The sequence below is a fragment of the Pseudomonas sp. SIMBA_068 genome, assembly GCF_046534705.1.
Classification (GTDB): domain Bacteria; phylum Pseudomonadota; class Gammaproteobacteria; order Pseudomonadales; family Pseudomonadaceae; genus Aquipseudomonas; species Aquipseudomonas putida.
Map to the genome: position 1 here is coordinate 1 of NZ_JAWRYI010000939.1, position 257 is coordinate 257.

1 protein-coding gene is annotated in these 257 nt (G+C 66.5%); it reads left to right on the forward strand.

Annotated features, from left to right (window positions below):
* On the forward strand, positions 1 to 257 hold a 257-nt coding region (locus SB756_RS32170), incomplete at both ends, for a condensation domain-containing protein (RefSeq protein ID WP_410913514.1).

Sequence of the window (257 nt, forward strand, 5' to 3'; positions counted from 1 at the left end):
GCGCTGCCACAGGGCGTAGTCACTGTACTGGATGGGCAGCGCCGCTGGCTGGAAGCGGGCGAGCAGGCCCGCCAGTTGGAGTACTGGCAGGCTCGCCTGGGCGATGAACATCCGGTTCTGGAGCTGCCCACCGACCACCCGCGCCCGGCCATGCCCAGCTACCAAGGCACACGGCACAACTTCGCGATTGAGCCGGCACTGGCCGCGCAACTGCGCAGCTGCGCGCAAAAACACAACGTCACCCTGTTCATGCTGCT